Raw genomic sequence first — 22,204 nt, 5'->3', positions numbered from 1 at the left:
AATTCAGAGTCACCCAGACCGTCGCCCGGTTGGCGGGCGCGCGTGGCTGCACGGCGGGCGCCGCCCGGCCATGACGCCTGAGGTAATGGTTCCGCCGATCGGCCGGCCTATAGTGGTCCCATGTCCATCCAGCCCGTCGGCCTGCACCTGCGCCAATGGCGCCAGAAGCGCCGCATGAGCCAGCTCGACCTGGCCTGTGAAGCCGAGATCTCCACCCGCCATCTGAGCTTCATCGAGACGGGGCGCTCTACGCCCAGCCGCCTGATGATCCTCAAGCTCGCCGAGCAGCTCGACGTCCCGGTGCGCGAGCGCAACGTCCTGCTGGTCTCTGGCGGGTTCGCCCCGATGTTCCCCGAGCGCGGCCTGGACGACCCGGCCCTCGCCGCCGCGCGCTGGGCGATCGACGCCGTGCTCGCCGCCCAGAAGCCCTACCCCGCCTTCGCCATAGATCGCGGCTGGACCCTCCTGGCCAACAACGGCGCCCTGCCCCAGATGTACGAGGGCGTCGCGCCCCACCTGCTGGAGGGCAAGGTCAATGGGCTCCGGCTCACCCTGCACCCCGAGGGCTTGGCCCGGAAGATCGAGAACCTGGGGGAATGGCGCGCCCATCTCCTGGGCCGCCTGCAGAGACAGATCGACCTCACCGCCGATCGGGGGCTGTCGGATCTGATGGCCGAGCTGAAGACCTATCCAGCCCCGGCGGCGGGGCGCTCGGCGCCGTCCGACGCCCTGATGGCGCCGCTCCGCCTGCGGATCGGCGGCGAGCGGTTGTCCTTCTATTCGACCACCATGGTCTTCGGATCACCCGTCGATGTGACCTTGAGCGAGATCGCCGTGGAATCCTTCATCCCCGCCGACGCCCACACCATCGCCTGCGTCCGAAACCTACCTCCCGGGTAATCGTCCTGCGGATCGCGAGCGGCGATCGTCGGGCGATCCAAACAGGAGGTCGCCATGAACCGTCGCCACATGCTCCAGATCGCGGGCGGAGCCGCCACCGCGCTGTCCGCCACGCCGCTCGCCGCCCAGCCCGCCCGCAAGCCCCGCCCCCGCCCCCGCACGCCGGCGGCCGCCCCTGTCCGCCTGCACGTGACGGACTGGGGCGTCGGCCGGCCCATCGTCTTCCTCGCCAGCTGGGCCCTCACCCAGGACATCTGGCAGTATCAGCACGCCCACTTCATCGAGGCGGGATACCGGGTGGTCGCCTTCGACCGCCGGGGACACGGGCGGTCCGACCAGCCAGGCGGCGGCTATGACATCGACACCCTGGCCGATGATCTGGCCCGCGTGCTCGCCGAGCGGAACCTCACCGAGGTGTGCCTGGTCGGCCACTCCATGGGCTGCAGCGAGATCGTCCGCTACCTCGGCCGCCACGGCGCGAGCCGGGTGGCGAAGATCGCCCTCGTCTCGCCGGTCACGCCCTTCCTGCTCAAGACTCCGGACAATCCGACCGGCGTGGACGGCGCCCTCTTCGAGCAGGTGCGCGCCGGATGGCGGCGCGACTTCCCCAAGTGGGTCGCGGACAACGCCCGCCCCTTCTTCCGGCCGAGACCTCCCAGGCCATGGTGGACTGGGCCAGCGCCCTGATGACCCAGATCCCGGTCCGGGTGGCGATCGAATGCCACCGCACCCTGTCGACCTATGACGCGCGCCAGGACCTCAAGGCGCTGGCGACGCCGACCCTCATCGTGCACGGGACCCACGACGCCTCGGCGCCCTTCCCCCTGACCGGCCAGGCCACCGCCAGGCTCGTGCCCGGCTGCGCGTTCAAGCCCTATACGGACGCGCCTCATGGCCTGATGATCACCCACGCCGACCAGCTGAACGCCGACCTGCAGGCGTTTATCGGGCCACCCGCTTGACGCTCCGGCGCGCGCCCCGCTATTAGTGACGGTCATTAGAATAGCGTTCGAAGCGCAAGGTGACCTCGGGAGGTTCATCATGGACAAGGCGATCGAAACGGTCGGGACCGCTCTGGACTGGTCGACAACCCCTGAGGTCGCCGCCCTACGCGCGCATCTCGAGGCCCACAACGGCATCAAGGGCCTGGAGATCCTCCAGCCCAAGGACGCCCGCCACGCCGTCGAGCTGTTCCGGCGCGACGGCTTCGTGGTCATCGCCGACGCCCTGACCTCCGAACAGACCGGCTTCCTCGCCGCCGGCTGCCGAGAGGTGACCGACGAGATCCTGGCCCTGGATCAGGACCGCAAGGGCAATCGCGGATCGCACCGCTATTCCTTCGGCGGCTGCAGCCTGACCCGCAGCCAGCTCCATCGGCCGGAATGGCGGATGCTGCTCGACATCCCCCTGGTCACCGAGGTGGTCAGCGGCATCTTCGAGTCGGCGGACTATGTGCTGCGGGCGGCCAGCGGCGACTTCTGCCTGCCCGGGGCGGTCGAGTACCAGCCGCTCCACTCCGACGTCCGCGACTGGCTGAGCCCGACCAAGACCCCGTTCAGCGCCTTCCACGACCCGCGGGGCGAGCTGACCATCCGCGACCTGCCCTGCCCCTATGTCTGCGTGAACTTCCTGCCCCAGGAGGTCACCCGCCTGAACGGCCCCACGCGCCAGATCCCCGGCACCCAGCATTCCCGCGTCCGCATCCCCAGCCTGGACGAAGAGCCCGAATGGATGCGGCTCAGCACGGTCTGTCCCGCCCCGGCCGGCGCCATCATGATCCGCGACGTGCGCGCCTGGCACGGCGGCACGCCGAACATCTCCGACGCCGTGCGGGCGATCCCCAACCTGGAATTCTACGCCCCCTGGTTCCGCGAACCGATCGTGCCCGGCATCACCTATGCCGACTACAAGACCCTTTCGGACCACGCCCAGCGCCTGGTCCGCCATTGCGTCGCCGATTCCAGCGAGACCCTGGTCACCGGCGCCACGCTTCGGGCCCCATGACCGCCGACACCGGAGCCGCCCCATGAACTATCGTCGTCTGGGGCGCTCGGCGCTCAGGGTCAGCGCCCTGTGCCTGGGCACCATGAACTTCGGCCCCCGCACCTCGCCGGCCGACAGCTTCGCGATCCTCAACGCCGCCCTCGAGGCCGGCGTGAACTTCGTCGACACCGCCGACCAGTATGGCGGCCATCTGGGCGTCGGGACGACGGAGGCCATCCTCGGCGACTGGCTGGCCGAGGACCCCGCGCGGCGCGACCGCATCGTGCTGGCCACCAAGGTCCACGAGCCGATGTCGGACGACATCAATGACCGCGGCCTGTCGGCCCGGCACATCCAGATGGCCTGCGACGCCAGCCTCAAGCGGCTGAAGACCGACCACATCGACCTCTACCAGATGCATCACATCGACCGCGCCGCGCCGATCGAGGAGATCTGGCAGGCGATGGATCGGCTGATCAGCCAGGGCAAGATCACCTATGTCGGCTCCAGCAACTTCCCCGGCTGGACGATCGCCCGGGCCAATGAAAAGGCCATCGCCCGCGGACGGCTCGGGCTCGTCTCGGAACAGAGCCTCTACAATCTCGTGGAGCGCCGGGCCGAGCTGGAGGTGATCCCCGCCGCCCTCGAATATGGCCTGGGCGTCATCACCTGGAGCCCCCTGGCCGGCGGCCTGCTGGCGGGCGGGGCGACGGACGGCGACGGCCGCCGCCAGGCCGAGGGCCTGCAGCGCGCCGCCCGCGACCGCGCCGACCAGCTTGGACGCTACGAGGCCCTGTGCCGCGATCTCGGCCAATCGCCCAGCGCCGTGGCGCTGGCCTGGCTGCTGCACCAGCCCGGCGTGGCCGCCACCATCATCGGCCCGCGAACCCTGGACCAGCTGACCTCGGTCCTGCAGGTCCCGGATCTCGTCCTGTCGCCGGAGACCCTGGCGGCGCTCGACGCGATCTTCCCGCCCTGCGGCCCTGCGCCGGAGGCCTATGCGTGGTAGGCGCCGCCGCGCCTGCGGCCTGGACCTCGGGAACCGTCGAGGTCACGGGCGGGCGGCTCGCCTACTGCCGCACCGGCGGCCTGGGCCCTGTGGTGCTCTTGTCCCACGGCCTCACCGACAGCGGCCTGTGCTGGTTCCGGCTCGCCCAGGCGCTCGCGCCGGAGTTCGACCTCGTCCTGCTGGACGCCCGCGGCCACGGGGACAGCTGCCGCATCCCTGAGGGCGGCCACGATCCCGCCCGCGACATCGCCGAGGCCGCCGCCGGCCTCGGTCTCGACCGGCCCGTGGTCATGGGCCATTCGGTCGGGGGACGCGCCACCGCCGACTATGCCGGCGCCCATCCCGGCCGGGTCTCCAAGGTCATTCTGGAGGACCCCGTCTTCCTGCCGCCCGCCGATCCGGCCGCGACCGCCAAACGCCGCGCCCGGTTCCGCGAGCAGGTCGAGGGCTTCCGCGCCATGTCCCAGGCCGAGCTCATCGCCATGGGCCGGGCGACCTCGCCGGGCTGGCATGAGGACGACTTCCCCGCCTGGGCCGCCGCCAAGCCGCGCGTCGATCCCGAGGCCTACCCCGCCTATGCCCGCCCCTGGCAGGGGGCCGTCGCCCGGATCTCGGCCCCCACCCTGCTGGTCCGGGGCGAGGCCGCCCTCGGCGGCCTGGTCACGCCGGCGATCGCCGCCGAGGCCATGGCGATCAATCCCCGGATCCAAAGCGTCGAGATCCCCGGCGCGGGCCACAACACCCGCCGTGAGAACTTCGACGCCTATCTCGCCGCCGTGCGAGACTTCCTGCGGACGCCAGTCTAGGCCTTCAGCGGCCGATCGGGATTCAGCGCCGCCAGCCCGCCGGTGATCAGCTCAACGCACATTTCGGTCGCCGCCTCCACATCCGCCTGGCCCTGGGCCACCAGCCGTCCGGCCTGATCGGTCAGGGCCGCCAGCAGGTCGACCGTGAAGATCGCCGTGGGCAGCGGCAGGCCGTACTCGCGGCGGACGGCGCGCACGAAGTATCGGAAGGTCTGGTCGCGGTCGGCCCGGCTGTCCTCCTCCATCAGCCGCACCACCGAGGGATCGGCCATCAGGGCCGCGATCAGGGCGCCGCGATCCAGGGTGTGCTGCAGATAGAGCCGCGTCGTCTGGCGGATCAGGTCGGCGAAGCTCGTGGCCTCCAGGGCGCTGGCCATGCCGCTGTCGCGCAGCTCCCGCTGGGCGCGGTGCATCAGGGCGGCCAACAGGGCGTCGCGGGTCGGGAAATACTTGTAGATCAGCCCCTTGCTGATGCCGAGGTCGCGGGCGACCCGCTCCATGCTCACCGCATGCAGGCCTTCCTCCAGGATCAGTCGCGCGCTGTCGTCCAGGATCTGGGCGCGCCGGGCGTCGGGCGCCAGACGGGTGCGCTTGCGGGGTGTTGTTTCAGTCAAGCGGGGTGGTCTCCGCTGAGGGGGTTCGATCGTATCATGTCTCCACCAGCCCCCATTCTTCACCCCAATCGCCGGCTGCCGTCTTGCGACACAGCCGCCCGCCGTGGAACAAGCCGAACCGTCGGCTCGCACCGATAGCCAACCGATCTCCGGCTGAGCTTCAAGGGAAGGAATAACACGATGTTCTCGCACATCATGGTCGGTACGAACGATCTGGACAGGGCCAAGGCCTTCTATGATCCGCTGATGGCCACGCTCGGCGCCGGCCCGGCCGCGGTCGACGGCCACCGCATCTTCTACTTCACCCCCACCGGCGTGTTCTCGGTGTCCCTGCCGATCAATGGCGAGCCGGCCTGCTACGGCAATGGCGCGACCATCGGCTTCGCCTGCAAGGACAGCGCCCAGGCTGACGCCTGGCACGCCGCCGGCCTGGCCGCGGGCGGCACGGCCTGCGAGGACCCGCCGGGCGTCCGCGAAGGCTCCTCGGGCAAGCTCTACCTGGCCTATCTGCGCGATCCGGACGGCAACAAGCTCTGCGCCCTGCATCGCATGGGCTAAGGCTCCAGGTCGGGAGCGCGCCGGTCAGACCCGGCGATCTCCCGGCCGAACCCGCCGGGCGGCGGAGGCGCAAGTTCGGCTGGCGCCGGCTCGCGCCATACTCTAACTTCGAAGATACTGAAGCTGCGAACCCCGTCGCCATAAGGTCTGAGGCGGGGATCGAACCCGCGCCGTTCGGGCGGGGCCGTTCATATTGATCGAGGTTTTTGAGATGACCATTACCGACGCGGCGCCCTCCGCCGAGCGCAAGCCGATCGACAAGAAGGCGCTGCTCGCCAAGTACATCGCCGAGCGCGACAAGCGGCTGCGGGCCGACGGCAACAATCAGTATCTGGAGCTCAAGGGTCAGCTCGCCAGCTATCTGGCCGACCCCTACACCCCCTTCGTCGAGCGCGAGCCCAAGACCGACCACGTCACCTTCGCCTTCGTCGGCGGCGGCTTCGCCGGCCTGGTGACCGGCGCCCGCCTGGTCGAGGCCGGCATCACCGATGTGCGGATCATCGAGAAGGGCGGCGACTTCGGTGGCACTTGGTACTGGAACCGCTATCCGGGCGCCCAGTGCGACACCGCCTCCATGATCTACATGCCCCTGCTCGAAGAGACGGGGCACATGCCGACCGAGAAATACGCCCACGCCCCGGAAATCCTCGAGCAGTGCCAGCGCATCGGCAAGCAGTACGGGCTCTATGACAACGCGCTCTTCCACACCGAAGTGAAGGCCATCTCGTGGGACGAGGCGCAGTCGGCCTGGGTGATCGAGACCAATCGAGGCGACCGCTTCACCGCCAGCTTCATCGGCCTGGGCACCGGTCCGCTGCATGTGCCCAAGCTGCCCGGCATCCCGGGCATCGACAGCTTCAAGGGCCACTCGTTCCACACCAGCCGCTGGGACTACGCCTATACGGGCGGCGACCCCAAGGGCGCCCTGATGGACAAGCTCGCCGACAAGCGCGTGGCGATCATCGGCACGGGCGCCACCTCGGTCCAGGCCGTGCCGCACCTGGCCAAGGCCTGCAAGGAGTTGCTGGTCGTCCAGCGCACCCCCTCCTCCGTCGATGTCCGCGCCAATGCGCCGATCGACGAGGAATGGTTCAAGTCCATCGCCACCCCCGGCTGGCAGCAGCGCTGGCTGGAGAACTTCACGGCCAACCAGGCCGGCGGCAACGCCGAGGTGGACCTGGTCCAGGACGGCTGGACCGATCTGTCGCGCCGCATCCGCAGCAAGATCATGGAGCTGCCGCCGGAAGACCGCACGCCCATGAAGATGCTGGCGGCCTATGAGGATTCCGACTTCGAGAAGATGGAGGAGATCCGCGCCCGCGCCGAGCAGATCGTCAAGGACCGCGAGACCGCCGAGAAGCTCAAGGCCTGGTACCGCCAGCTCTGCAAGCGCCCCTGCTTCCACGACGCCTATCTGCAGGCCTTCAACACCCCCGGAACCCGTCTGATCGACACCGACGGCCAGGGCGTCGAGAAGATCACCGAGAAGGGCTTCGTCGTCGCCGGCGTGGAATACGAGGTCGATTGCATCATCTACGCCTCGGGCTTCGAGGTCGGCACCGCCTATGAGCGCCGCTCGGGTTTCGACCTGGAAGGCCGCGACGGCCTTAAGCTGTCTCAGGCCTGGGCCGAGGGCATGCGCTCCAAGCACGGCATCCATGTGCACGGCTTCCCCAACGCCTTCTTCGTCCAGCCGACCCAGGGCGCGAACCTGATCTCCAACGTGCCGCACAATCTCACTGAGTCCGGCCGGACCATCGCCATGACCATCAAGCACGCGCTCGATATCAGGGCGAAGCAGGTCGAGGTGACGAAGGAGGCCCAGGACAGCTGGGTCGACCTGCTGCTGACCGGCATGGGCCGCATGATGGGCGCGCCGGACTGCACCCCGGGCTATTACAACAACGAGGGCCAGGATCCGGGTCCCGCCGCCAAGTACAATGTCGGCTACCCGGCCGGCGCCACGGCCTATTTCAAGTACATCGACGCCTGGCGCAGCTCGGGCAAGTTCGAGGGTCTGGCGTTCCGCTGACCGTTCAGGGTTCAAGCGTGGGCGCCTGCAGCTTCGCGGGCGCCCACCGCCCCGAATTGGGTAGGGTTTCAGAAAAAGGCGATCGCCTTGCGGCCGCCTGTGTCACTCTCTTCTGATGAAGATGGCCGCGGGCCGGGGTTTCGACCTCGCCGGCGGGGATCTCAGGGGCGGGCGGCGCGATCTAGACTTGGATAATCAGTCAGTCACAACCGGATGGCGATCCCGGCGACTCGTCCTGGCGGCGGTCGCGGGCGTGCTGCTGCTCGCCGGCCTAGTCGGATGCCGGACCTGGCGCGAGATCGCCACCCTGTTGCCGGGCGCGCCGCATGTGAAGGTCGCCCGCTTCTACCGCCCGGTGCCGTTCACCATCGGCGGCCAGACCGTCAATGTCCGCAATGGCCCCGGGCGCAAGTACGCCAGCCTGGGCGTCTTGCCCGCGGGCGGCCAGATCACGGCGCTCGGCCGCACCACCGCGGCCAACGGCGCCCCCTGGCTGATGGTCCGCTACGGCTATCACCCGCTCGCCTTCATCAATGAGCGCCTGGTGCTGGGTCCCACCGGGTCGAGTTCGATCGCCACCAGCTTCAACTGCGTCCAGGCCCATGAGTGGGCCGAGCGCGCGGTCTGCAGCGACACCGCGCTCGCCAAGGCCGACCGCGATCTCGCCGTCGCCTATGCCGGCCAGCTTGAGGCCCATCCTGGCCCCGCTCAGGACGCCCTGCGCGCTGACCAGCGGGCCTGGATCCTGGTCCGCAACGCCTGCGCCACCGATCCGCACCCCAATGACTGCGTCGCCCAGGCCTATCAGAGCCGCATCAAGGCCCTGACCGCCGCCCCAGCGCCCTGAACCACGGGCTTGCGCCGCGGCGACCGCGCCTTAGTCTCGCGCCGCGACCGACATCTGGAGTTCCGGCCATGACCTTCGACACCCCCCTGACCCTGCGTGGCCCCCTGCGCAGCCCGCGCCAGATGCTGGCCGATCAGGAATATGGCGGCCACTCCTCCATCCACGACGACGCCATGGCCGAGAAGCTGGGCTTCCGCGCCGGCCCGATCGAGGGCCCTACCCATTTCAGCCTGTTCCCGCCGCTCCTGGAAAAGATCTGGGGCCAGGCCTGGTACGAGCGCGGCTGTATCTCGTCGCACTATCTGAACATGGTCATCGAGGGCGAGGAGGTCCGCGCCTTCGCCGACTGGCCGGCGCCGGGCGCGACCACCACGCGGGTCTGGGCGGAAAAGGCCGACGGCACGCCGGTGCTGGAAGCCAGCGCCAGCCTTGGCCCCGACCATGGCCCGACCTTGCTCGAGCAACGCATGGCCCAGCTGCGGCCGCCCGAAAAGCTGCTGATCCTGGCCGACCTGACCGTGGGCTTGAAGGGCGTGCGCGACGAACATGTCCGCATGGACCCCGACCAGAACATGGGCGCGCTCTACCCCTTCTCCCTGAACCAGAAGCTGGCGGCGATCACCGAGACCTCGCCCTGGTATTCCGACGCCAAGGCCTCGCCCTGGGGCCGGGCGATCATCCCGCTGGAGATGGTCAGCGTGCTGGCCGAATATTCCAGCCGCCAGGCGGAATTCCCGGTGAAGGGCCCGGCCGTGGGCCTGTTCGCCGACCAGGAGATCCGCATGATCGACGGGCCGCTGTTCGTCGGCGAGGACTATCTGATCCGCCGCGAGATCGCCGCCCTGGCCGAGAGCCGCCGCACCGAGTCCTACTGGGTGCGGACAAAGATCTATGACGCCAAGGGCGAGACCCTGAAGGCCGAGATGCTGCTCAACCACGCCACCTTGAAGGACTCCTACGCGGGCTACGCGGAGGCCGCGGGCGCCTAGGCCTCGAACCGCCCCTCAGCCAGCACGTAGTCGACCTTGCCGTCCTCGCCGATGATCGGCGTCAGCCGCACCTCGATCGGCAGGGGCTGGCCTGCCCGGGTCAGGACGGCGGAGATCTTCTGCGGCTGGCCCTCGGCCGCGGCCAGAACGGCCGCCCTCAGCTGTCCGGCGGCGGTCGAGCCGGCGGCGGGCTCGGCGCCCAGCCAGGGCGCCTCCCACAACGGCGCGCCGACCAGCGGCCGGTCCGTGGCGGTGAGCGCGGTCCCGGCCCGGTTGATCTCCAGCACCGCGCCCTCGGGGCTCAGCAGCGCGATCGCCTCGCTGGCGTGGTCGAACACCGCCCGAATGCGCCGCTCGCTCTCCTGCAGCCGGTCGCGGGCGCGGTTGCGTTCGGTCACGTCCCTCAGATGGGCGGTGAAGGTCAGGGCCCCGGCGACGGTCACCTTGGTGATGGTGGCCTCCAGCGGAAAGACCTCGCCATTGCGGCGCGCCCCCATCACCTGGGCCCGTTCGCTCATCATCCGCGAGGCCGACTTGCCGCGGCGAAAATCTTCCACATGCGCCGCGTGCCCGGCCCTGGCCAGGGTCGGGATCAGCACATCAAGCCCCTGGCCCAGCATCTCCTCGGCGGAATAGCCGAACATCTGCTCGGCCGCGGGATTGAACAGGATGATCTTCTGGTCGGCGTCGATCGAGACGATGGCGTCTTCGGCCACCATCAGGATGCGGGCCGCGCGAAGGTTCGCGTCCTTCAGCGCCAGCTGTTCCTGACGCCGCGCGGTGTTGTCGCGCACGCTGATGAAATAGCGCGTCCGCCCGCCCACCTGGCCCTCGCGCACCCGCACCTCGACGGTCAGCTCCCCGCCGTCCTTGCGCCGCGCCGTGAGATCCAGGAAGCGCGACTGCTCCAGGTCCGGCGCCGCCGCCCAGCGGGCCAGCCACTGGACGATGTCCACCCGGCGACCGGGCTCGGGCGGCACGAGCAGGGTGAGCGGCTGGCCCAGCACCTCTTCGGCGGAATAGCCCAGCAGGGCCTGGGCGGCGGCGTTCACGAAGGTGATCGCGCCTTGGGGGGTGGCCGCCAGGATCGCCTCCGGCAGCCCGTTCAGGACGGTCTCGTGGAAGGTCGCCAGCTGGGCGTCCTGCGGCTCGTCACTCATCTGCATGCTCCATAAGGGATCTGGCGCCCCGGAGAGTGGGGCTCCGGGACGCCAGCCTTCAGCCATCCGCCACGCCCGTCAGGCGATGGGGTGGCCGCCTTCCATGGCCTGCAGAACCCGCAGGTCTTCGAAGATCGGAATGCCGGCCTCGACATATTTCTTGCGCACCGTGGGGGTCAGCAGACCCACCCGCGCCAGAGCCGGCAGCATCAGGTCCTTCACCGAGTGGATCTGGCCCGGAGGCAGTTCCTGGGTGATGCCTTCGGCCTCGGCCTCGGCCATGCCCTTGAAGAAGTCCTTGGGGTCGATGTTGCTGTTCTCCAGCACCGACAGGAAGCCGGGATCGACCTGGCTGGCCAGGGTGCCGCCGGTGCCGCCATGGGCCAGGATGCTCACCGCCTGGAAGGCGAACTCGGCCAGATCCTCGACCTCGTCCTCGGGCAGCTTGGCGATCACCGGGCCCAGATAGGCGTGGCCGAACGAGACGTGGCGGCTCTCGTCGCGCATGACGTTGAAGGTCAGCTTCTTCAAAAGCTCGCACTGGGTGGTGCGGTACATGTTGTTGAAGGCGCCCAGCGCCAGGCCCTCGACGATCATGTTCATCCCGATCATCACCTTCTCGTAGCGATCGGACTTGAGCGTCGCGTCGATCAGGGCCTTCAGCCACAGGCTCATCGGATAGACGATGGCGATCTTGTCGCAGTACTTGGCGTAGACCTCGACGTGGCGGGCCTCGTCCATGGTCTGGGTCGCCGCATAGAGTTTGGCGGTGGCGTCGGGCACCGAGTGGGTGACGCAGGCCGCGGTCATCAGGGCGCCCTGCTCGCCGTGCAGGAACTGCGACAGCAGCTGGGCGGTCGAGTGGGCCGTGAAGGTCTCCTGCTGCGACTTCGACAGCTTCGAGAAGAACGGCATCCGGTGATACGGGTCGGAGCGGTCGTTGATCAGCGGCTTGGACGGGTCGACCTGGGTGTCCCAGGGCAGCAGGTCGTCGGAATCCCACTGGTTCTGCTTGGCCCGCTTGTACAGGTCCTCGACCTTGTCGTGGCTCATCAGATAGTCGAACGTCCAGGCGATGCTCATCGGGTTCTTGTAGAGATCGTCCGGGTTCATGGTGACCTTCCAGTCCTTCTTGGAACCGGTCGGGATCTTTTCAGCGACGCTCATGACATTCCTCCCTGGGGAATTGTTCAGTACTGGCGTGGTGGGGTGCGAACGACCAAGCCGTCGACGGAGGCGTCGACCTTGATCTGGCAACTGAGGCGACTGTTCGGTTGGACGTCGAAGGCGAAGTCGAGCATGTCGTGCTCGAGCTCATCCATGGGCGGCAGGCGATCGAACCAGCCGGCCTCGACATAGACATGGCAGGTGGCGCAGGCCCCGGCGCCCCCGCAGTCCCCTTCGATCCCGGGAATGGTGAACCGCTTGGCGCCATCCATCACCGAGACGCCCGCGGGGACATCGACGTGATGCTCCGTGCCGTCGTTCTCGATGTAGGTGATCTTCGCCATGCGGACCCTCCTCGAGCGGTCAGCGCCCGAGGCGTCGCCGACCTTGCGCTGCTGTCGAGCGCCTTGATCGCCACCATAAAGATGACGCAGGCGTCATCTTTGATATGGATCAAGCTCGGGAAGGTTCAGGCCAGGAGCGCGCGGGCCATGACGTTGCGCTGGGTCTCGCTGGCCCCGGAATAGATCGTGGCCGCTCGCACCGCGAGGTGCTTGCCCATGGCCCGCGCGCCCACGTCCAGCGCCGGATCGATCTGGCCCAGGGTCTCCAGCCCGCCGGCCGCATAGGGCCCGGCGACCTCCATGGCCAGTTCCGAGACCTTCTGGTGCAGCTCGCTGCCGGTGAGCTTCAGCATCGAGGGCCGCACATCGTCATTGGGTCTCGGCCGACCGGCCGGCAGGGCCGCCAGCTCCATCTGCTCGAAGGCCTCCAGCTCGATCTCCAGGGCCGCCAGCCGCCGGCGCACGGACGCCTCCAGGTTCGGCCCGGCCTCAGCGACCGCCAGCTGGGTGCGGCGGAACACCCGGCGGACCAGGGCGGCCGGCGTGTTGTTGGAGCGCGCCAGCTGCATCAGCCGCTTGGCGACCGCCCACCCCTCCCCTTCCGCCCCGATCCGGTTGGCCACCGGCACGCGGACGTCGTCGAAGAATTCCTGGTTGAACTCGTGCTCCCCGGCCAGGCCGGGGATCGGGGTGATGGTCAGGCCGGGGCTCGGCATGTCGATCAGGAGGAAGGTCAGGCCCTCCTGCCGCTTGGCGCCGTCGGCGGTGCGCACGATGGCGAACATGCGGTTGGCGTGGTGGGCGCCCGTCGTCCAGATCTTGGTCCCGCGGATCACATAGTCGTCGCCGTCGCGCACCGCCCGGGTCGAGATCGCCGCGAGGTCGGATCCCGCCCCCGGCTCGGAAAAGCCCTGGCACCACAGGTCGTCGCCGCTCAGCATCGGGGCGATGTAGCGGGCCTGCTGCTCCGGCGTGCCCATCTCGATCAGCAGGGGCCCGATGCTGCGCAGGCCGGTGGCGAACAGCACCGGCGCGTCGTTCAGCGCGCACTCCCGGTCGAACAGGAACCGCTGCCGCGCGCTCCAGCCGGTGCCGCCGAAAGCCTGCGGCCAGGCCGGCGCGATCCAGCCCCGCGCGAACAGCCGCCGGTGCCAGGTCCGGCAGGCCTCGATGTCGGAATGCACGCCCAGCGTCTCGGCCCCCGCCCGGCGCAGCTCCGGCGTCAGGGCGACGGCGAGAAAGGCCCGCGCCTCGGCGAGAAAGCCCTCATCGCCGTCGGCGCCCGACGCCAGCGACGGGGCTGGAGTGGCGAAGCTGTCCACGGCGATCCTTCCGGCGGATTGGTTTGTCCCGCCGGCGATCCTGGACCCTGCGACGTCCAGCCGGCCTTGACCCAGGTCAAGCCGTCGGGGCCTTGCGATTATTATTGCACGACAACTGCCATTAGTTCACTCTTCGCCCAACGATGCGGGATCGGCCCGCTCCGCTCCGAAGAGACATCGACATGAAGATCTCGCGACGCGTTCTGGCGGCGGCGTCCGCCCTGCTGATGCTGGGGGCCGCCCCGGCCCTGGCCCAATCTCCCGCCCCCGCCGACAGCCTCAAGGTGACGATGTGCGGCACCTCCGGCCCCCTGCCCGTCCGCGACCGCGCCAAGCCCTGCGTGGCGATCCAGGCCGGCGGCGCGCTCTATCTGGTCGATATCGGCTCGGAGTCGTCTGAGAACCTGCAGCTGTGGCGCATGCCGATTGCGACCGTGAAGGCCGTGTTCGTCACCCACCTGCATTCCGACCACATCGGCGACCTCGGCGAATTCAACATGCAGAGCTGGGTTGCCGGCCGCCCCGCCCCGCTTCAGGTCGTGGGCCCGCCCGGCGTCGAGCATCTGGCCGCCGGTCTGAACGAGGCCTACGCCATCGACCACGGGTTCCGCCACGCCCACCACGAGCATGGCGCCGTGAAGCTGCCGATCGCGCTCGGGCTCCTGCAGGCCAAGGTCATCCCCATGCCCGCCAAGCCGGACGCCCAAGGGGTCCAGAGCCATGTCGCCTGGAGCCAGGACGGCCTGACCGTCACCGCCATCCAGGTCAATCACAAGCCGGCCACGCCGGCCTATGCCTATCGCTTCGACTATAAGGGCCGCTCGGTCGTGGTCAGCGGCGACACCATCAAGTGGCCGCCCCTCGCCGTGGCCGCCAAGGGCGCCGACGTCCTGATTCACGAGGCCCAGAACAACGCCATGACCCGCCAGCTGGCCGACGGCCTGGGCATGCTGGGTCAGGAGCGGATGAGCTCGATCATGGGCGACACGGTCACCTATCACACCAGCCCCGTCGAGGCCGCCGAGATCGCCAAGGCGGCCGGCGTAAAGCAGCTGGTGCTCTATCACCTCACCCAGGCGGGCCTGCCGTTCTTCAGCCCCGAGACCTTCACCAAGGGCATCGACGCCGTCGGCTTTCCCAACTGGCGCCTCGCCAAGGACGGCATGACCCTCGAGCTGCCGGTGGGGAGCGACGAGGTCCGCTTCGGCCAGTTCTAGGCCTTCAGGGTCCGTCGGCCGAAGGCCAGCACGACCAGCAGCACCGCCTCGACCACCATGGGCCCAACCATCTCGGGCTTCAGGCCCATGGCGATCACGGTGACCACCCGCCCCGTCAGGGCCGCGCCGATCAGCAGCATCGGCGCGGTCAGCAGCTTGGCGTCCGACCGGATCGCGCCCGCCAGGGTCAGGCCGCCCGCCACGCCGAAGAAGCCGGCGAGGTCCGCCCGCAGCGTCGCCATCCCCAGCGGCCCGTTCGCCGCCACGCCCAGCTTCGCCCCCGCCATGGCCGGGTCCATCCACAGCCGCGCGGCCAGGATGAGGGCCAGAAGGCCGATGACGCCGAGCAGCAGCCGCAGAACAAGTCGCATGGAGAACCTCGAAGCGCGATAATTTGGCACGCAATATGCCATCAATTCGCCGACGGGCAACGATCCCTTCTCCCCTTGCGGGAGAAGGGGAACCCTACCGGCCCTCCCCCTCCGGCGTGGCCAGGCCCTCGAAGAACGGCCGCACATAGAGCGCCACGGCGTCGGCGGGCGACAGCTCGTGGGTCCAGAACTTCAGGTCGGCGGCGGCGTTGATCATGCCGGTGATCATCTGGGCGGCGATGTTCACGTCGACGGGCCGCAGCGAGCCGTCCGCCACGCCGTCGCAGATCATCGAGGCGAACCGTTCGGAGATGCGATCGAACTGGTCGAGCAGGGTCCGCTGGATCGCCTCGGGCACGGAGGTCAGGGCCGAGGTGCGCAGCAGGGGCGCATTGCCCGACATCTGGTACTCCACGAGGGACGCGGCGATCGAGGCCAGGGCCTGATAGCCGGTCTCCGCCACCTGCTCGGCCTGTCGGATGGCCAGGCGCATCACCTCGATGGTCCGCTGGAAACAGGCCAGGACCAGGTCATCCTTGGCCGCATTGTGGTGATAGAACGCCCCCTTGGTCACGTTCAGCCGGGCCGAGATCTTCTCGACCGAGGCCCCGACATAGCCCTGCTCATTGATCAGCTCGGTCGCCGCGCACAGGAACAGCTCGGCGGAATCCTCGCGCCGCGCCGCCATCAGCTGGGTGAGCGGGATCGGGTTCCAGGCCGCCCCGGGCGCCGCCAGCCCCTCGCAGACCATGGAGGCGAACCGCCGCCCGACCCAGCCGAAGTCCTCCGGCTCGCGCCGCGGCAGCCAGACGATCGACCACAACACCTCCGACAGCAGCATGTGGGCCCGCGCGTTCAGGGCGTTGCGGGCCCGGCGCTCCGTCTGCGGGACATCCAGCAGCGACCGGGTGCGCCGGAAGAGGTCCACATAGGCCGCATTGACCGCCTCGTCGTTCAGGGCGCGCACGTCGTTGAACACGACCACCTCCGGCGCCTCGCGCTCGGCGATCCGGCGGCGGAAGGCGAAATAGGCGTCTAGGAACAGGGTCAGCCGCTCGGCGACCTCGCGCCCGGCCAGCCCCTCGGCCAGCAGGCCGTCGAACTGCTCCACGCCCTGGAGGTAGCAGGCCTGGGCCAGGGCCTCCTTGTTCTTGAAATAATAGATCACCCCGGTCGGCACGAGGTCGAGGCAGGAGGCGACGTCGCCCAGCGTCATGCCGCGCACGCCCTTGCGGTTGATCACCCCGACGGCCGAGGCGACGATGGCGGCGCGGCGCGCCTCGAACCGGCGCGTAGGCGGACGGGTGTTCACGAAGTTCCTCCCAGCCCCGGGCGTTCAGCCTCTGAGCGACGGTGATCTTATGGGGGGCGGTCGCGATCTCAAAGCCCGGCGCGGGGGCTTGGCGCTTGACGATCCGGGGCGCTGACGCCCACTCAACGGTGGAACGGGGGACAAGCGCATGAGTGGACGAATCTGGCTGGGGGCCCTCGCGGCGCTCACCCTGGCGAGTGGCCCCGCCCACGCCGCGCCGGCGCCGGCCTCGGTCTATATGGAAGACCTGACGATGCCGGAGCTTCAGGCCCGGCTGGCGGCCGGCAAGCCGGTGGCCCTGATCTACAGCGGCGGCACCGAGGCCACCGGTCCGAGCGTCGCCTATGGCAAGCACAGCGCCCGCGTCCACGCCTATGCCGGCGAGATCGCCCGCCAGTTGGGCGACGCCATCGTCACCCCGGTCCTGCCCTTCGCCCCCAATGCGGACAAGCTCAGGAACGTCGGGGCCACCATCACCCTGACGCCCGAGACCTTCACCGCCGTGAACGAGCAGGTGGCGCGCAGCCTGATCGGCGGCGGGTTCAAGCGCATCGCCCTGCTCAGCGACCATGGCCCCAGCCAGGCGCCGCTGAAGGCGCTGGCCGAGAAGCTGGACGCGGAGTTCGCGCCCAAGGGCGTGCGAGTGTTCTTCGTCTCCGACAGCTACACCCGGGCCCGCAGCGAGATCGAGGCGGAGATCCGCGCCACCGGCCACACCGCCGGCGGGCACGGCGGCCTGTGGGACACCGCCGAGACCCTGGCCGTGGCCCCCGCCCTGGTGCGGACCGACACCCTGCACCCCGGCGACCTCACCGAGGAGGGCAACGGCCCCTTGAGCCCGGAAGGCTTCTCCGGCGATCCGCGCGGCGCGACCGCCGCGCTCGGCCGCAAGTTCGGGGCGCTCCGCATCAAGCTGGCCGTCGAAGAGCTCAAGCGCGACCTCGCCCAGGCGGATGCGGCGAAGTGATCGTGGGCGCCTCTCGCCTATCGCCAAGCCGAACCGACTTCGTTTACAAGACTGACCAGCGTCCGGGACGGGACGCCTAGGGAGCACGGCCCGATGTCGGTCTATATTTTCGATGCGGTGCGCACGCCGCGCGGCAAGGGTCGCCCGGACGGGTCGCTGGCCAAGGTCACCCCCGCCCAGATGGTCGCCCAGCTGGCCCGCGCGCTGGAGCGCCGCAACGGCCGCGAGGCCGTCCACGCCGCCGAGCACTTCACCCTGGGCTGCGTGACCCAGGTGGGCGTCCAGGGCGGTCATGTCGCGCTCGCCGCTCGGGTCCAGGCCAATCTGCCCGACACCCTGCCCAGCCTCAGCATCAACAACTTCTGCGTCTCGGGCCTCTCGGCGCTCGCCGACGCCGCCCGTCGCGTGGCCTCCGGCCAGGCCGACCTCGCCCTGGCCGGCGGGGTGGAGAGCATGTCGCAGGTCGCGTTCATGACCGACAACGCCGACTATTACACCGACATGGGCCTGGCCGGCGCCATGGGCTGGGCCCCGCCCGGCCTCGCCGCCGACCTTCTCGCCACCCGCGAAGGCGTCAGCCGCGCCGATCTCGACGCCGCCGTGATGCGCTCGCACCAGCGCGCCGCCGCGGCCTGGACCGCCGGGCGCTATGCCGACCGCGTGATTCCGGTGACCGCCGCCGACGGCTCCATCGCCCTCGACCGCGACGAGAACATCCGAGATTTCGGCGATGGCGCCACCCTCGCCCGCCTCGGGCCCGTGTTCGCCGCCGCCGGCGCGCAAGGCTTCGACGAGATCATGCTGGCACACAAGCCGGAGCTCGGCAAAGTGGAGCACCTGCACACCGTCGCCCACTGCCCGCCGATCGCCGACGGCGCGGCCCTGATCCTGGTCGGCACGGCCGAGGCCGGCCGCCGTCACGGCCTCAAGCCGCTGGTCCGCATCCGCGCGATCGCCGAGAGCGCCGACGACAAGGTCATGCAGCTGACCGCCGGCTTCACCGCCCTGAAGCGGGTGCTGGAGCGGGCGGGTCTCGCCATCGGCGACCTGGGCGCCATCGAGTTCATGGAGGCCTTCGCCGTCGCCCCGGTGCTGTTCGAGCGCGACTTCGACGTCGATATGGCCCGGGTGAACCCCAATGGCGGGCACCTCGCCATGGGCCACCCGATGGGCGCGACAGGCGCGGTGCTCGCCACCACCCTGCTGGACGACATGGCCCAGCTGGACGCCGAGACCGGCCTCGTGGCCGCCACCGGCGGCGTCGGGGTCGGCGCCGCCATGGTGTTTGAGCGGGTGAGCTGACGCCTACTTCGGCGCGACGCCCATCTCCTTCAGCAGCGAGGCGCGGTCGTAATATTCGCGCCACTCCTGGACCTTGCCGTCGCGGATATCGAGCACACCCACCACCGGGGTCGCGCCCGCATGGCCGTTATAGACGAAGCGGTCGGTGCGCTCGATGAACACCAGGCCGTCGATCACGCCCATATGGCTGACGTCCAGGGTCACCCCGCCCGGCGCGCCCTTGCCCAGGGCCGCGATGCGCTCATAGATCGCCGGCCGGCCGACCACCGGCTCGATCATCATCGAGCGCAGCACGCCGTTCTCGGCGAACAGGTCGGCGGCGTGCCTCCAGTCGGCGTTCTTCCAGGCCGCGATCATGTCCTTGGCCACCGCGATGCGGCTGGCGTCGGTGTCCGCCGCCTGCGCCGGCGCGGCCGCCGCGGCCAGGGTCAGGACCATGGCCATCAGGCCCAGGGTGCGCTTCATGTCGTCCTCCGTGCCCTCTCGCGGGGCGTCGCCAAAGCCTGTCCAACGCGATCAACAATTCGCCGCGAAGCGACCCCGGTCACTTGCACAACAAGACCATGCTGCTAGGTTGAATTCAAGGGCGGCCGTCTCGGCCGCGGCCACGAGATTCGGAGTGCGCTTATGAAGATGGAGCGTCTGCCGCCGGTGAAGACCTCGCTGCGGCCCAGCAACCATCCCTATCTCAACGGCGCCTGGACGCCGCTGCATGAGGAGGTCAACGCCACCGATCTGGAGGTGATCGATGGCAAGATCCCCACCGACATCGACGGGCTCTATGTGCGCAACACCGAGAACCCGGTGCAGCAGCCGCTCGGCCGCTATCACCCGTTCGACGGCGACGGCATGATTCACATGATCAGCTTCAAGGACGGCCGCGCCGACTATCGCAACCGCTTCGTCCGCACCCGCGGCTTCCAGGCCGAGCAGGAAGCCGGCCAGTCGCTCTGGGGCGGACTGATGGACGGTCCGGAGGTCTCCCTGCGGCCGGGCTTCGGGGCCCATGGCGGGCTGAAGGATTCCTCCTCCACCGACGTGGTGGTCCACGGCGGCAAGATCGTCTCGACCTTCTACCAGTGCGGCGAGGCCTATTGGCTCGATCCCGAGACCCTGGAACAGGGCGGCGTGGCCAGCTGGGGGCCGCTCGACGGCGTCTCGGCCCACACCAAGATCGACGAGGCCACCGGCGAACTGCTGTTCTTCAACTACTCGAAGTCCGCGCCCTACATGCACTACGGCGTGGTCGATAAGACCGGCAAGCTGGTCCACTACGTGCCCGTGCCCCTGCCCGGCCCGCGCCTGCCGCACGACATGGTCTTCACGACCAACTATTCGATCCTCAACGACCTGCCGGTGTTCTGGGACGAGGAGCTCCTGAAGCGCAACGTCCACGCCGTGCGCGAGCACCGGGGCATGCCGTCGCGCTTCGCGGTGATCCCGCGCTATGGCGACACCCAGGATATCAAGTGGTTCGAGGCCGACCCGACCTACATCCTGCACTTCCTCAACGCCTATGAGGAAGGCGACGAGATCGTCATGGACGGCTACTTCCAGGAGAAGCCGACCCCGCGCCCCCTGGCCGACGCGCCCGACGGCTACGCCCACATGATGGCCTTCGTCGACGAGCACAGCTTCATTCCCAAGCTGCACCGCTGGCGCTTCAACCTGAAGACCGGCGAGACCACCGAGCACCACATGGATGACCGGATCCTGGAGTTCGGCATGTTCAACCAGCGCTATGCCGGCAAGCCCTATCGCTACGCCTATTCCACCACGACCAAGCCGGGCTGGTTCCTGTTCAACGGCTATGTGAAGCACGACCTCCAGACCGGCGAGAGCTGGGCGCTCAACCTGCCGGAGGGCCGCTTTGCCAGCGAAAGCCCGTTCGTCCCGCGCATCGACGCCAAGGACGAAGACGACGGCTATCTGGTCAGCTTCATCATCGACGAGAACACCCAGACCTCGGAATGCATCCTGGTGGACTGCAAGAACTTCGAGGCCGGGCCGGTCGTCCGCATCGCCCTGCCCCACAAGATCTCCAGCGGCACCCACAGCGTCTGGGCCGACCGCGAGTTCATCAAGAACGGGAAGCTCGACCTTTAGATTTTCGCCTAAGCACTTCAGTCAAAAGAAAAAGATCCATGGACATCAAGGACAGCGTCGCCCTGGTCACGGGCGGCAATCGGGGTATCGGGGAAGCGTTCGTCAGGGCGTTCATCGCCGCCGGCGCGGCCAAGGTCTATGTCGCCACCCGCGACCCGGCCAACGCCCAGCACCTGGTCGATGAGGGCCAGGGCAAGATCGTCGCGGTGAAGCTCGACGTCTCCAAGCCCGAGCAGATCGAGGCCGCTGCGGCCCAGTGCCAGGACGTCTCCATCCTGGTCAACAACGCCGGCCAGTTCTCCATGCAGACCCTGATGAAGGCGCCCGACCTGTCGGCCGCCCGGGCCGAGATGGAGACCAACTATTTCGGACCTTTGGCCATGTGCCGCGCCTTCGCCCCGATCCTGGCGCGCCACAAGGAAAGCGCCATCGCCAATGTGCTGTCGGCCGGCGGCATCGTCGCCGTCCCCGGCATGGGCGGCTACAGCCCGTCCAAGTTCGCCGGCCGCGCCATGACCACCTGCGTCCGCGCCGAGCTCGCCCCCCAGGGCACCTCGGTCACCGCACTGATCGTCGGCTCGGTCGACACCCGGATGGCCAGCCATGTCGAGGGCTTCAAGGAGACCCCGGCCACCATCGCCGAGGCCGGCCTGAAGGCGATCCGCAAGGGCGCCGACGAGGTCGACACCGACTATATGGCTGTGGACGTCCGCGCCAATCTGGCCCGCGACCCCAAGGCCCTCGAACTCGCCATGCGCCGCTCCCTGCTGGGCGAACGCGTCACCACCGGTCGCTGAGGACGCCGCCAATGACTCCGCAAGACTACATCGCCTTCGCCAAGAAGTTCGTCGGCGCCATCCAGAGCGGCGACACCGACACGGTGCGCGCCTGCTACCACCCCGACGCCAAGCTCTGGCACAACAATGACGGCATCGAGCAGACCGTCGACCAGAACATGAAGGTGCTGGACTGGTTCATCCGCGCCCTGCCCGACCGCAACTACCGGGTCCTGCGGCTCGAGGCCCTGCCCGACGGCTTCATGCAGCAGCATATCCTGGAGGCCACCCTGCCCGACGGGACCAAGTGGGCCATGGACGCCTGCGTGGTGGTCAAGATGGAGAACGGGGTCATCACCCGCCTCGACGAATATATCGACAGCGCCAAGTCGGCCCAGCTGCGCGCCCACGGCCGCTGAGGC

24 protein-coding genes are annotated in these 22,204 nt (G+C 69.1%); 16 read left to right on the top strand and 8 right to left on the bottom strand.

Annotated features, from left to right (window positions below):
* Window positions 1–120: 120 nt before the first annotated feature.
* From MQH10_RS06500 to MQH10_RS06475, 6 genes are all read left to right on the top strand, one after another.
* A complete protein-coding gene (locus MQH10_RS06500) occupies window positions 121–900 on the top strand; it encodes a helix-turn-helix domain-containing protein (protein WP_242563255.1) in 780 nt (259 codons plus the stop codon).
* A 54-nt stretch (window positions 901–954) separates the two neighbouring features.
* Window positions 955–1,587, top strand: coding sequence for an alpha/beta fold hydrolase (locus tag MQH10_RS06495; protein WP_242563254.1), 633 nt, complete (start codon window positions 955–957; stop codon window positions 1,585–1,587).
* Window positions 1,563–1,862 (top strand): alpha/beta fold hydrolase, encoded by a 300-nt coding sequence (locus MQH10_RS06490; RefSeq protein WP_242563253.1) that lies wholly within the window; start codon window positions 1,563–1,565, stop codon window positions 1,860–1,862. The genes MQH10_RS06495 and MQH10_RS06490 overlap by 25 nt, the downstream gene beginning before the upstream one ends.
* Window positions 1,863–1,941: 79 nt before the next feature.
* Window positions 1,942–2,904, top strand: coding sequence for a phytanoyl-CoA dioxygenase family protein (locus MQH10_RS06485; protein WP_242563252.1), 963 nt, complete (start codon window positions 1,942–1,944; stop codon window positions 2,902–2,904).
* A 22-nt stretch (window positions 2,905–2,926) separates the two neighbouring features.
* Entirely contained in the window at window positions 2,927–3,892 is a 966-nt protein-coding gene (locus MQH10_RS06480; RefSeq protein WP_242563251.1) for an aldo/keto reductase, read from the top strand.
* Entirely contained in the window at window positions 3,886–4,698 is an 813-nt protein-coding gene (locus MQH10_RS06475; RefSeq protein ID WP_242563250.1) for an alpha/beta fold hydrolase, read from the top strand. Before MQH10_RS06480 ends, MQH10_RS06475 begins: the two co-directional genes overlap by 7 nt.
* Here the strand turns inward: MQH10_RS06475 and MQH10_RS06470 are convergent.
* Window positions 4,695–5,312 (bottom strand): TetR/AcrR family transcriptional regulator, encoded by a 618-nt coding sequence (locus MQH10_RS06470; protein WP_242563249.1) that lies wholly within the window; start codon window positions 5,310–5,312, stop codon window positions 4,695–4,697. The genes MQH10_RS06475 and MQH10_RS06470 overlap by 4 nt on opposite strands.
* A gap of 180 nt (window positions 5,313–5,492) precedes the next feature.
* Here MQH10_RS06470 and MQH10_RS06465 point away from each other — a divergent pair, with 180 nt between their 5' ends.
* From MQH10_RS06465 to MQH10_RS06450, 4 genes are all read left to right on the top strand, one after another.
* Window positions 5,493–5,870 carry a VOC family protein gene (locus MQH10_RS06465; protein WP_242563248.1) on the top strand — a complete coding sequence of 126 codons (378 nt, stop codon included), beginning with the start codon at window positions 5,493–5,495 and terminating at the stop codon, window positions 5,868–5,870.
* 211 nt (window positions 5,871–6,081) lie between these two features.
* Window positions 6,082–7,902: a flavin-containing monooxygenase gene (locus MQH10_RS06460; protein ID WP_242563247.1), complete on the top strand. Its 1,821-nt coding sequence runs from the start codon at window positions 6,082–6,084 to the stop codon at window positions 7,900–7,902.
* Between the two features lie 253 nt (window positions 7,903–8,155).
* The gene (locus MQH10_RS06455; RefSeq protein ID WP_242563246.1) at window positions 8,156–8,749 is read left to right on the top strand and encodes a lysozyme inhibitor LprI family protein; all 594 of its coding nucleotides are present in this window, start codon (window positions 8,156–8,158) and stop codon (window positions 8,747–8,749) included.
* A gap of 68 nt (window positions 8,750–8,817) precedes the next feature.
* Window positions 8,818–9,738 (top strand): hypothetical protein, encoded by a 921-nt coding sequence (locus MQH10_RS06450; RefSeq protein WP_242563245.1) that lies wholly within the window; start codon window positions 8,818–8,820, stop codon window positions 9,736–9,738.
* Here the strand turns inward: MQH10_RS06450 and MQH10_RS06445 are convergent.
* The 4 genes from MQH10_RS06445 to MQH10_RS06430 form a co-directional block, all read right to left on the bottom strand.
* Window positions 9,735–10,898, bottom strand: coding sequence for a PAS domain-containing protein (locus MQH10_RS06445; protein WP_242563244.1), 1,164 nt, complete (start codon window positions 10,896–10,898; stop codon window positions 9,735–9,737). The genes MQH10_RS06450 and MQH10_RS06445 overlap by 4 nt on opposite strands.
* A 78-nt stretch (window positions 10,899–10,976) precedes the next feature.
* Window positions 10,977–12,065 (bottom strand): ferritin-like domain-containing protein, encoded by a 1,089-nt coding sequence (locus tag MQH10_RS06440; protein WP_242563243.1) that lies wholly within the window; start codon window positions 12,063–12,065, stop codon window positions 10,977–10,979.
* Between the two features lie 23 nt (window positions 12,066–12,088).
* A complete protein-coding gene (locus MQH10_RS06435) occupies window positions 12,089–12,409 on the bottom strand; it encodes a 2Fe-2S iron-sulfur cluster-binding protein (protein WP_242563242.1) in 321 nt (106 codons plus the stop codon).
* 125 nt (window positions 12,410–12,534) lie between these two features.
* Complete coding sequence (locus MQH10_RS06430) at window positions 12,535–13,731, bottom strand: acyl-CoA dehydrogenase family protein (RefSeq protein WP_242563241.1); 1,197 nt, start codon at window positions 13,729–13,731, stop codon at window positions 12,535–12,537.
* A 182-nt stretch (window positions 13,732–13,913) separates the two neighbouring features.
* Between MQH10_RS06430 and MQH10_RS06425 the strand changes: the two genes are divergently transcribed.
* Window positions 13,914–14,948 carry an MBL fold metallo-hydrolase gene (locus MQH10_RS06425; RefSeq protein ID WP_242563240.1) on the top strand — a complete coding sequence of 345 codons (1,035 nt, stop codon included), beginning with the start codon at window positions 13,914–13,916 and terminating at the stop codon, window positions 14,946–14,948.
* On the opposite strand, the gene MQH10_RS06420 is transcribed toward MQH10_RS06425, so the two are convergent.
* Together MQH10_RS06420 and MQH10_RS26715 are read right to left on the bottom strand one after the other, a co-directional pair.
* A complete protein-coding gene (locus MQH10_RS06420) occupies window positions 14,945–15,319 on the bottom strand; it encodes a hypothetical protein (RefSeq protein WP_242563239.1) in 375 nt (124 codons plus the stop codon). The genes MQH10_RS06425 and MQH10_RS06420 overlap by 4 nt on opposite strands.
* Before the next feature lie 94 nt (window positions 15,320–15,413).
* On the bottom strand, window positions 15,414–16,631 hold the full coding sequence (locus MQH10_RS26715; protein WP_242563238.1) for a TetR/AcrR family transcriptional regulator: 1,218 nt from the start codon (window positions 16,629–16,631) through the stop codon (window positions 15,414–15,416).
* Between the two features lie 148 nt (window positions 16,632–16,779).
* Between MQH10_RS26715 and MQH10_RS06410 the strand changes: the two genes are divergently transcribed.
* Window positions 16,780–17,598, top strand: a complete 819-nt coding sequence (locus MQH10_RS06410; protein WP_242563237.1) for a creatininase family protein — start codon at window positions 16,780–16,782, stop codon at window positions 17,596–17,598.
* 93 nt (window positions 17,599–17,691) lie between these two features.
* Window positions 17,692–18,900: an acetyl-CoA C-acyltransferase gene (locus MQH10_RS06405; RefSeq protein ID WP_242563236.1), complete on the top strand. Its 1,209-nt coding sequence runs from the start codon at window positions 17,692–17,694 to the stop codon at window positions 18,898–18,900.
* Window positions 18,901–18,903: 3 nt separating this feature from the next.
* On the opposite strand, the gene MQH10_RS06400 is transcribed toward MQH10_RS06405, so the two are convergent.
* Entirely contained in the window at window positions 18,904–19,365 is a 462-nt protein-coding gene (locus tag MQH10_RS06400) for a nuclear transport factor 2 family protein (protein ID WP_242563235.1), read from the bottom strand.
* Between the two features lie 162 nt (window positions 19,366–19,527).
* Here MQH10_RS06400 and MQH10_RS06395 point away from each other — a divergent pair, with 162 nt between their 5' ends.
* From MQH10_RS06395 to MQH10_RS06385, 3 genes are read left to right on the top strand one after another with little or no spacing between them, the layout of a single operon-like run.
* Window positions 19,528–21,006 carry a carotenoid oxygenase family protein gene (locus tag MQH10_RS06395; RefSeq protein ID WP_242563234.1) on the top strand — a complete coding sequence of 493 codons (1,479 nt, stop codon included), beginning with the start codon at window positions 19,528–19,530 and terminating at the stop codon, window positions 21,004–21,006.
* A 38-nt stretch (window positions 21,007–21,044) separates the two neighbouring features.
* Window positions 21,045–21,803, top strand: a complete 759-nt coding sequence (locus tag MQH10_RS06390; protein WP_242563233.1) for an SDR family oxidoreductase — start codon at window positions 21,045–21,047, stop codon at window positions 21,801–21,803.
* An 11-nt stretch (window positions 21,804–21,814) separates the two neighbouring features.
* Complete coding sequence (locus MQH10_RS06385; protein ID WP_242563232.1) at window positions 21,815–22,201, top strand: nuclear transport factor 2 family protein; 387 nt, start codon at window positions 21,815–21,817, stop codon at window positions 22,199–22,201.
* The last annotated feature ends 3 nt before the right edge of the window (window positions 22,202–22,204 follow it).

The sequence above is a fragment of the Phenylobacterium aquaticum genome (assembly GCF_022695515.1).
Lineage (GTDB): Bacteria > Pseudomonadota > Alphaproteobacteria > Caulobacterales > Caulobacteraceae > Phenylobacterium > Phenylobacterium aquaticum.
This window is presented reverse-complemented; position numbering and strand designations above follow the sequence as displayed.